This window comes from Meiothermus luteus (assembly GCF_003574085.1).
Lineage (GTDB): Bacteria > Deinococcota > Deinococci > Deinococcales > Thermaceae > Meiothermus > Meiothermus luteus.
This window is the reverse complement of record NZ_QWKZ01000107.1, coordinates 1-8,954: the sequence shown is the minus strand read 5'-3', so window position 1 is coordinate 8,954 and position 8,954 is coordinate 1. Positions and strand designations below refer to the sequence as shown.

At 67.7% G+C, this 8,954-nt stretch carries 9 protein-coding genes; 5 read left to right on the top strand and 4 right to left on the bottom strand.

Going from position 1 to position 8,954, the window contains the following annotated elements:
• Both Mlute_RS12770 and Mlute_RS12765 read right to left on the bottom strand, forming a co-directional pair.
• On the bottom strand, positions 1-1,180 hold a 1,180-nt coding region (locus tag Mlute_RS12770; protein ID WP_220452084.1), incomplete at its 3' end, for a serine/threonine-protein kinase.
• On the bottom strand, positions 1,181-2,566 hold the full coding sequence (locus tag Mlute_RS12765; RefSeq protein WP_119360995.1) for a vWA domain-containing protein: 1,386 nt from the start codon (positions 2,564-2,566) through the stop codon (positions 1,181-1,183). It abuts the gene before it with no gap.
• A gap of 118 nt (positions 2,567-2,684) precedes the next feature.
• Between Mlute_RS12765 and Mlute_RS12760 the strand changes: the two genes are divergently transcribed.
• Positions 2,685-4,010 (top strand): TolC family protein, encoded by a 1,326-nt coding sequence (locus Mlute_RS12760; protein WP_245958973.1) that lies wholly within the window; start codon positions 2,685-2,687, stop codon positions 4,008-4,010.
• The gene (locus Mlute_RS12755; RefSeq protein WP_119360994.1) at positions 4,007-5,053 is read left to right on the top strand and encodes a TolC family protein; all 1,047 of its coding nucleotides are present in this window, start codon (positions 4,007-4,009) and stop codon (positions 5,051-5,053) included. The genes Mlute_RS12760 and Mlute_RS12755 overlap by 4 nt, the downstream gene beginning before the upstream one ends.
• Positions 5,054-5,055: 2 nt before the next feature.
• Here the strand turns inward: Mlute_RS12755 and Mlute_RS12750 are convergent, their stop codons facing one another.
• Positions 5,056-6,753, bottom strand: a complete 1,698-nt coding sequence (locus tag Mlute_RS12750) for a glycoside hydrolase family 125 protein (RefSeq protein ID WP_119360993.1) — start codon at positions 6,751-6,753, stop codon at positions 5,056-5,058.
• A gap of 68 nt (positions 6,754-6,821) precedes the next feature.
• On the opposite strand from Mlute_RS12750, the gene Mlute_RS12745 reads away from it, so the two are divergent.
• From Mlute_RS12745 to dps, 3 genes are read left to right on the top strand one after another with little or no spacing between them, the layout of a single operon-like run.
• Positions 6,822-7,340: a hypothetical protein gene (locus Mlute_RS12745; RefSeq protein WP_119360992.1), complete on the top strand. Its 519-nt coding sequence runs from the start codon at positions 6,822-6,824 to the stop codon at positions 7,338-7,340.
• 40 nt (positions 7,341-7,380) lie between these two features.
• Positions 7,381-7,947, top strand: coding sequence for a YceI family protein (locus Mlute_RS12740; protein ID WP_245958972.1), 567 nt, complete (start codon positions 7,381-7,383; stop codon positions 7,945-7,947).
• A gap of 56 nt (positions 7,948-8,003) precedes the next feature.
• Entirely contained in the window at positions 8,004-8,501 is a 498-nt protein-coding gene (gene dps, locus Mlute_RS12735; protein ID WP_119360991.1) for a DNA starvation/stationary phase protection protein Dps, read from the top strand.
• 2 nt (positions 8,502-8,503) lie between these two features.
• Here dps and Mlute_RS12730 read toward each other — a convergent pair.
• The coding region (locus tag Mlute_RS12730) for an EamA family transporter (RefSeq protein ID WP_147371092.1) at positions 8,504-8,954 on the bottom strand (451 nt) is incomplete at its 5' end.

The following is an 8,954-nucleotide window of genomic DNA, read 5'->3' as shown; positions in this document are numbered from 1 at the left end:
GGGTAGGGCTGGGGATAGGCTGTAGGTCAAAGCGCACCTCGAGCCTCTCCCCGGGGCGCAGGACCACCCGCTTCTGCTCCGGCACAAACCCCTGGGCGGCGGCGTAGAGGGTGTAGCTCCCGGCCGGAAGGTCAGCCAGGTCGGCGTCCCCCCGCACCACCTGCTGGAAGCCCGGCCCCTGCAGGCGCACCGCGGTCTGGGACGGGCTTACCCGGATGAGGAGGCTGCCGACAGGGGCGGGCTTAGGGCGGTCCAGCAGGGCCCGGAACTCGGCCACGCTCTGGGGCCGGCGGTCCACCCGAATCTCCAAGGCCCGCCGGATGGCCTGCTCGAGGCCCGGAGGGGTATCGGGGGGCAGCCTGAGCGGGGGGTCCTTTTGAATCCGGTCGGTGGCGGCAGGCGGGGGGGCGCCGGTGAGGGCGTGGTAGAGGGTGGCCCCCAGGGCGTAGAGGTCGGTGTAGGGGCCAAACCGCCCCTCTGTCCCGTACTGTTCCAAAGGCGCGTACCCAGGGGTGACCAGCCGGGTGTGCCGCTGGGTCTTGCCCCGGGCAAACTGCCGGGCCGAGCCAAAGTCTATGAGCACCACCCGCCCGTCCTGGTGCAGGAAGACGTTGTCCGGCTTGATGTCGCGGTGCAGCAAACCAGCCTTGTGGACCACCTCGAGGGCCTCCAGGAGCTTCCGGGCAATCCGCTCCACCTCTCCAGGGGGCAGGCGGCCTTGCTTCTCCAGGCGCTTGCCCAGGGTCTGGCCTTTCAGGAACTCCATGACCAAGTAGGCCGTACCGTTCTCCTCAAAGATGTCGTAGACCCGCACGATGCCGGGGTGCTTGAAGCGGCTCAACAGCCTGGCCTCGCCCTCAAAGCTCTCCATGGTCTCGGCGAAGCCGCTCCCCAGCAGGGCGGTAGGGGGCACCACCCGGCGGGTCCCGCGGTCGCGGGTGGAGCCCTCCGGGAAGAGCTCTTTTATGGCCACCGGGCGGTTCTTCTGGGTGTCGGCCCCCAGGTAGGTAATCCCAAATCCTCCCTGGCCCAGCACCTTGCCTAGAGTGTAGCGCCCGCCTTTTAGCTTGGTGCCCACTAGGAGGTGGAAGGCGCCTTGCACATCCACCCCCATACCGCAGGCCGGACAGGCGGCGGCCCCCGAGGGGATAGGGGAGGCGCAGTAGGGGCAGCGTTCCATCTAGGCGCCGGTTATCCTACGAATTTCCTCATCGGAGGGCAAACCCTCCCCGGGCCCCTGCTTGAGCACCTGGGTTTTGGCCCCAATCTTGAGGGTCTTGGCGGTGTTCAGGCTTATCGTCTTGCTGCTCTTGAGTTCGCCCATAGCCCTGTCCAGGGCCTGGGTCATGGCGCTGTTGCCCAGCTTGACCGTCAGGTTGCGGGCCAGCTCGAGCGTCTTGGCGGCTTTGCTGGGGTCGGTGCGGGCCTCCACCGTGGCCTGCTTGATAAGCCCTTCTATGTTGCGCTGCTGCACCCACTGCATCACCTCGGGGTCAACCCGGGCGGCCAGGGCCTCGTCGGTGGTGAATTCCACCACCAGGTCCAAAGGGGGCACCTCCCCGCGGTAGGCCTGCCCAGGCACCTCGTAGGTCAGCCCTAGCTGGGCGATGCGGATGCGGGCCGGGGGACGGGCCGGCAGGGTGAACTCCAGGACGAACACCGTCCAGTCCCCCTGGGCGGCGTTGCCCAGGGGGTGGGGTTTTGCCCGCAGGTCCACCTCGGCCTGGGTGGGGTAGACCCGCGTGATCCGCTCGAGGACTACATCCTTCACGGTCCGAACCGAGAGGCCAAGGTGGGTGATGACCTCGCTGGCCGCGCTCTCCAGCTCTCCCAGGATGGCCTGGGGCAGCTCGGTGGCCCGGAGGCTCGGGGGCAGGGGGTGCTCGGTGTCGGGCACTATGTGGAAGGGCTTTCCCTGGGTACGGTCGGTGATGGCGGTGAGGAGGTCCTCGTTCCAGTCGTCCCCTACACCGATGGCGGTTACCGGGATGTGGGCCTCAGCCAGTTCCTGGGCGGCCTGCTCCACCAATGGCTCGTCAAAGGCCTGTCCATCGGTCAGCAGAATCATCCGGCGGCTGCCCCCCACCCCCTTGAGCTGCTCCAGGCCCAGAAGCATCCCCGCCCCCATGTGGGTCCCACCGGAGAACTGCGGAAGCTGGTTCACCGCCCCAAGCAAGCGGGCCTTGTGGGCGGCCTCGGTGAAGGGCTGCAACACCCTGGCGTGGTCGTCAAACTTGACCAAGGCCAGCCGGTCGGTGGGCCTGAGGGCGGGGCTGTTCAGCAGGCCCCGTAGGGCCTCCACCACCAGGTCCATCTTGCTCTTGGCCCCCCGCACCACCTCGTACTCCTTGCCATCCACCCGCACGCTCTGCCCGGTGCGCTCCTTGGGCTCGGTGACCACCTCGCGCATGGAGCCAGAGGTGTCTACCACAAAGGCAATGGCGAGCTGGGGCCGGGCCAGGGCAGCTTTTTGGTCGGGCCGCACCTTCAGGGCAAGGAAAAGCTTCTGGCCGGGCTGGTGGGCCATCAGGTACTCGCGGTGGGGATGCAGCTTGAAGTCCAGCATTTTAGGCCTATTGTAGCAAGAGGTCTGCCCTGAGGCTTGCGCACCTTCACCAAACCTACATATCTTGTACTGGGCGCATACACAGGAATTGCCGAACATACCGGCGCGGAGGTACCGCTTGAAGCGACACTTCATTCCCATGGTTGCCCTGCTGGCCCTGGCCCCCCCGGCCCTGGCCCAAGGAAACTTAGCCCTCTCCCAGGCGCTGGAGGCCCTGCCCCGCACGCTGGACTGGCAAAGCGCCGACCAGGCCTATGAGAGCGCGCTGCGGCAGCTCGAGGCGGCCCTGGCCGCGCGGAGGCTCAGCCTCTCGGGAGGGGCCGACTACGCCCTGCGCGAGGTCAGCGGCAGCAGCCTCTCCCTGTCGGCCACCGCCAGCCTGGGGTTGCTGCCCTGGTCAAGCAGCGCCGACACCGTGGCCAGCGCCGAGCGGGGCCTAAGGCGGGCTGCCCTAACCCGTAAGGAGGCCCGCAACAGCCTCTACCTCAGCCTCCACACCCAGTACTTCAACCTGCGCCAGGCCCAGGCCGACCTGGAAATCGCCCAGGCCACGGTAGCCCTGCGGGAGCGGCAGCTCCAGATCGTGCGGGCCCAGAACCAGGCCGGCACCGCCACCCTAAGCGACCTGCTCACTGCCCAACAAAACCTGGACAGCGCCCGCTCGGGGCTGGTGAGCGCCCAAGGGGCGCTGGAGCTGGCCCGCCTCACCCTGGCCAGCACCTTGGGGCTGCGCCCCGAGCAGCTCGGCTCACCGAGCACCGCCCCGCAGGCACCCGAGCTGCCCGGCGAGGGGCTGGAGGCCCTGGTGCAAAGGGCCCTGGCCGAGCGGCCGGATGTGCTGCGGGCCGCGATTGGCCTCGAGGAGGCCCAGGCCAACCTGGCCAGCGCCCAGCGGGACCGGCTGCTGCCGAGCGCCGCGCTGAGCGCAGGCTACAGCGGCGCCAACGCCAGCCTTTCGGCCGGGCTCAACCTAAAAAACGGCACCCTCTCCCTCTCCGCAGGGGTACCCCTGGTGCAAGGGAACAGCGCGCAACAAGGGTGGGCGGTGGGCCTCTCGCTCAGCCTGCCCATTGTCGACCCAGCCGCCGACAGCCAGATTGGCTCTGCCCAGACCGCCCTTAAGGCCGCCGAGCTGGCCTTGGACTCAGCCCGCAAGGCCGCCGAGCTGGACGTACGCCAGAAGTACCAGAACCTCCTGACCGCCAAAGCGGGCGTCGCTGCGGCCCAGACCGCCCTTAGGGCCGCCGAGCAAAACCTGAGCACCGCTCGAGCCCGCCTTCAGGCCGGCACCGGCACCGCTGTGGAGGTGCAGGCCGCCGAGCTTAGCCTGCGTCAGGCCCAGCGCAACCTGGAGGCCGCCACCACCCAAGCCCAGCTCGCCGCTTTGGCCCTGTACGCTGCTTTAGGCACCGACCTCACCGCCACCCTAGGAGGAACCCGATGAATCCCGTCCGCTTTCTTTTGCTCCTGCTGCTTCTGCCCACCGCCTACGCCCAGAACACCCTGACCCTGGTGCAGGCCCTCGCCCAGGCCTACCGCCAGGGCCCCGCCCTGCAAAGCGCCCAGGCCACCTTGCAGAACACCACCCTGCAGCTCAACGCGCTCAAGGCCGACCCCAGCACCCTAATTGTGGCCCTGACCCAGGCCGAGCAGAACGCCAAGCTGGCCCAGGTGAACCTGGAGGCCACCCGCTTGAGCGTGATGCAGAGCGTGGTGAACGCCTATATGAGCCTGTACGAGGCCCAGCAAAACGTGGCCCTGTACCAGGCCCAGGTGGCCCTCAACCAGCGCAACCTGGAAGTGGCCCGGGCCCGCCAGGCCGCTGGGAACGCCACCGCGCTGGAGGTGGCCCGGGCCCAGACCACCCTGGACAGCTCGAGGCAGTCCCTGACCACCGCCCAGGCCCAGCTCCCGGTGCTGGCCGCCCAGCTCGCCGCGCTGATGGGCCTGAGCGACCTGGGCAACGTCACCGTGGCCCCACCCCCACCCACCCCAGCCCTGCAGGCCGACCTGGAGGCCTTGCGCAAAGACCTCTTTGAGCGGCTCCCCAGCGTACTCCAAGCCCAGCAGGCGGTAGACCTGGCCCAGCTCAACGTCAAGCTAGCCGACAACGACTACACCCCGGCGGTGCAGCTCAACAGCGCCAAGCTCAGCCTGGAGAACAACCTTCGCACCCTCCAGACCGCCCAACAAAACGCCCTCACCAGCCTACAAAACGCCTACCAGGCGGCCCAAAGTGCCTACAAGAACATCGCGCTGGCCCAGGCCAACGTGGCCAACGCCCAAAAACTGGTGGAACAGAGCCAAGCCGCGCTGCGGGCCGGCACCATCTCGGCCCTACAGCTCCAGACCGATCAGGTCTCCCTCAAAAGCGCCGAGTACGCCCTGGTGCAGGCGGTGAGCGCCTACTGGAAGGCCCTGGCTGCCTTCTCGGTGGCCGCCGGACAGGACTTCACCGGGCTGGTGCGGGCGGCGAGCACCCCGTAAGCTCACCTGCCCCCGGCCAACGCATGGGCAATGAGGCCGGCTAGGGCGGCGAACCCCACCCCGGTGCGGGGCAGGCCGGTCCTCGGGTCAAAGGACTCGGGGGCATACCCCTGGTCAAGGGGGGCCTGCTCCAGAACCCCAAGGGCCTCCTCGGCAGGCCGCACCAGCCCCGAAAGGAGCCGGTTGGCCAGGGAGAAGCCTGAGGGAAAGGGAAAGTGCGCCGAGCCCTCCCCGCTGAAGCGGCCCCCGAAGTGGTAGGGGTTTTCGGTGCCCAGCGTCCAGAGGGCGGTGGCCTGCCACAGGGGGTCTTGGCGGCTGCAAAACCCCAGGTAGGGCAGGAGCAGGAGGCTGCCCGGGGGCTCATCGGCGAAGGTGTGCCCCCCTCCCGGCTCAAAGCTGTAGGCGAAACGGCCGTTGCGGGCTGCCTGGCGGTAGAGGCTTTCGCGGATGGCCCGGGCTTCCTGCCGAAGCCCTTCCCCTGCCGGCCAGAAAGGGGCCAGGCGCTCCAGGGCCGCGCACAAAAGGGCGTTGTCGTAGGTCAGGTAGGGCTCAGGCACCGGGTCGTCGGTGGGGGAAAGAAAGGTGCGGTAAAGGGAAAGGCTGGGGTGTTTTTCCTCCCGTATGCGGCTTAGTACCCCTTCCAAGGGCTCTTTTAGCTCGAGCAGCAGCCCCGGGTCTGGGCCGGCGGCCTCGAGGTAGCGGGCCAGGGCCAAGGGGTAGGCTGCGGCTTGGTCAAGCTCAAAGCCAGGGTACAAGGGCGGACCACTCAGGTACTGGGCGTGCTCCCCCGGCCAGCGGGCGTGGCGCAAAAAAGCCGCCCTCAAGACCTTTCTGGCCCGTCCTAGGTCAACCCGAAGCAGCGCGGGGAAGAACCACAGCAAAGCGTCCCGGGCCCAGTAGGCCCCCGAAACGTAGTAGTGGGGGCTCCGCGAGGTGAGGAGCACCGGCTCCCCTTCCAGGCTGTCGGCCTGGGCGTAGAAATAACTGAACACCAGATGGCGCCGGTAAACCTCTGGAAGAGGGCCTCGGTAAGGCTCATAAAGCGAGGCCAGCCTGCGCTGGGTGGCCTCGAGCAGACCCTCCCAGCCCACCCGCCGCAGATGCAGGGCGGTGGTGCGGGCCCCATCGGTCTCGGGGGCCAGGCCTAAATAGAGGGTCACGGGCCCCCTCTCCCAGACCCACGCAAACCGTTTTCCCCAGTCCGCCCGGTCGGGAGAAGGTTCGCTCTGGAGGCCCAGGGCCAGCAGGGCCCGGTGGGCCCGGGCCTCCAGCAGGTGGCTCCCCGTCCAGGGGTCGTGGCCAAAGCGGAAGGAGACCTGAAGCCGCTCCTCACCGAAGCGCCTGAGCCCCAGATAGGCCAAAGCGCCCACCACCCGGATGGGGCCCGGGGCCTTGGGCTCCAGGCGCAGGGCCAGCCCCCGCTGCCCCCATGGGGCCAGTAGGGTAACCCGCAACCGTTCGTCTTCCCACTGGGGCACCCAGTCCAAAAGCCGGGAGAACCGCCAACCCTCCCCCTCCACCTCCAAAAAGGGCTCGCCCACCCAGTCCAGCAGTCCATCCAGGGCGAGCGAGGCTACCCCCACCCGCTCTATGCGAGGGGCCTTGGGGCAGGCCTCCACATGCACCTCTAGGTTTCCGGTGGGAAGATGCGTGGGAGGCAGGTCCAAAACAGGGGCAGGGGTTAAAAGGTCGGCAGACATAGGGGGCGTGGTCGTTTATCTTTCCTACACAAACCTATTGCAAGCTTAGCCTAAACGAGGGAAGACTTATGAAAAGAACGGTTGCTTTTTGGACCCTGCTGGCCCTCGGCCTAGCCCTAGCCCAAGGGGGGCCACCCAACCTCTCCCCCGAGACGCGCCAACGCTTTGAGGCCTACCGCCCGGTCTTTGAGCTGGTGGCCACCATCGGCCTGATGGAGGAGCTAGACAAGCAGCGCGACCTATCCCTCACCAAGGCCCAGGCCCAGCGGCTGCTGCCCATCCTGCGCGACCTGCAGAACCGCCCCGACCTCAAGCCGGCCGAGGCGGCCAAAGCCCTGAGCACCATTGAGGACAGCATCCTCACCCCAGCCCAGCTCAAGTGGATGGACGAAACCCTCCTCAAGCGCCGCGAGGAAGCCCGCCAGCGCCAGGGGCAAAACCCCCAGGCAGGCAGCCCCCAGGCCCCGGGGGGGCGCGGCGGCCTGTTCCAGGCCATCGCTCAGGGCAGGCCCTACAACCCCTTCAGGGAGCAGCCCAGAGCTGCGGAGAGCCTAAAAAACCTGATAACCCTACTCTCCAAGCGTTAGGAGGACCGCGATGTACCGTTAGCTCTTTCTGCTACTTGGATTGGTCGGCCTTGATCTTGCCCAGGCCCAAAGCCGGCTCGAGCTCATCCCCGCCCAAAGCGAGGCCCGCTACCGGGTGCGTGAGCAGCTCGCGGGCTTCAACTTCCCCACCGACGCCGTAGGGGTGAGCAAGAAGGTGCAGGGCAGGGTCCAGTTTGACCGGAACGGGCGGGCCCTGGAGGGCTCGCGCTTCACGGTAGACCTGAACGACCTCACCAGCGACGAGGCCCGGCGGGACAACTACATCCGCCGCAACACCCTGAATACCGCCCAGTACCCGGTGGCCGAGTTCGTGCCTAGGGAGGTGCGCGGCCTCAGCTTTCCCCTGCCGCAAAGCGGGAAATTCCCGGTTCAAATCGTGGGCGACCTGAAGATTCGGGAGGTTACCCGGAGCGTGACCTGGGAAGGGGAAGTGGAATTCCGTGGCGATCTCGCCTTTTTGCAGGCCCGTACCAGCTTCACCTTCCGCGACTTCGGGCTGGTCCAGCCGCGGGTGCTGGTGGTCCTGAGCGTGGACGAGAACATCCGGCTCGAGGTGAGCTTCGCCTTCCGCATACTGGAGCGTTGAGCGAATCTTGGACACCGGCCCAATCCGGGCGTATCCTGGGGTAAAGGAGGTCAGATATGGCTCTTAAGACGAAAACCCCGCTGCACCCCACCCAAAACGACCTGCCGGCCAAAACCCGCACCGCAGTGGTTGAGGCCTTGGCCCCCGCCCTGGCGGCCGCGATGGACCTCCACGCCCAGGCCAAGACGGCCCATTGGAACGTGAAGGGGCCCAACTTCATCAGCCTGCACGAACTCTTTGATCAGGTGGCCGAGGCCGCCGATGGCTGGGCCGACCTGCTGGCAGAGCGCATCGTGCAGCTTGGGGGCACCGCGGAAGGAACCCTGCAGGTGGCCACAGAGCGTTCCGGCCTCCCCACCTACCCCCTTGACATCACCCAGGGCTCCGAACACGTGTCCGCCCTCTCCCGTTCGCTGGCCGCCTTCGGCCAGCAGGTGCGCGCCCTCATTGACCGCACCGACGAGCTGGGGGACAAAGACTCCGCCGACATCTGCACCGAGATTTCCCGGGCCTGCGACAAGCTGCTCTGGTTCGTGGAGGCCCACAACGCCTGAGCCTACCCGGCGGCAATCAGGGCGATGGCCGCCAAGGAGAGCACCACCCCCAGGTTCTGCCCCGGCCTCAGCCGCTCCCGCAGCAAGGCCCAGGCCAGCAGGGCCGTGAAGGCCGGGTACAGCGAGGAGAGGACCGCAGCCACGTCCAGCCGGCCAGCCTGGGCGGCAGCCAGAAAAAACACGTTGCCTCCGGCGTCCAGCAGCCCTGCTAAAACCAGCAGGGGCAAGTGGCGGCCCAGCACCCGTCTGGGCGCCGGTGGGCTTCCCAAGGCCCAGCCCAGGGTGAGGGCGGCGGCGGTCAGCTTGGCGAAGGCGGAGGGCCAGAAAAGCCCCTCCACCCGGTCTATAAGCACGAAGTAGCCACCAAACCCCAGCCCCGCTAAAACTGCGTAGCCGAGCCCCCGGGCCGGCCCCCCAAAGCCTCCAGACTGGGAGGCCAGCCACACCCCCAAA